The organism is Haemophilus sputorum CCUG 13788 (assembly GCF_000238795.1).
In the GTDB taxonomy this organism is placed as follows: Bacteria; Pseudomonadota; Gammaproteobacteria; order Enterobacterales; family Pasteurellaceae; genus Haemophilus_A; species Haemophilus_A sputorum.
Map to the genome: position 1 here is coordinate 1 of NZ_AFNK01000067.1, position 486 is coordinate 486.

The 486-nt window shown below is 51.2% G+C and carries 1 protein-coding gene; it reads left to right on the forward strand.

Annotated elements, in window-relative coordinates:
* The coding region (locus tag HSP_RS11000) for a hypothetical protein (RefSeq protein ID WP_010129811.1) at window positions 1–486 on the forward strand (486 nt) is incomplete at both ends.

The following is a 486-nucleotide window of genomic DNA, read 5'->3' on the forward strand; positions in this document are numbered from 1 at the left end:
CGTAAAGCTGAAGAAGCACGTAAAGCCGAAGAAGCTCGCAAAGTGGAAGAGGCACGTAAAGCCGAAGAAGCTCGTAAGGTTGAAGAGGCACATAAAGCCGAAGAAGCTCGCAAAGCTGAAGAGGCACGCAAAGCAGAAGAGGCTCGTAAAGCGGAAGAAGCTCGCAAAGCGGAAGAAGCACGTAAAGCTGAAGAAGCACGTAAAGCGGAAGAGGCCCGTAAAGCTGAAGAGGATCGTAAAGCTGAAGAGGATCGTAAAGCCGAAGAAGCACGCAAGGCTGAAGAAGCTCGCAAAGCTGAAGAGGCTCGTAAAGCGGAAGAAGCTCGCAAAGCTGAAGAGGCACGCAAAGCGGAAGAAGCACGTAAAGCCGAAGAAGCACGCAAAGCCGAAGAAGCTCGTAAAGCTGAAGAGGTTCGTAAAGCCGAAGAAGCACGCAAGGCTGAAGAAGCTCGCAAAGCAGAAGAAGCTCGCAAAGCAGAAGAAGCT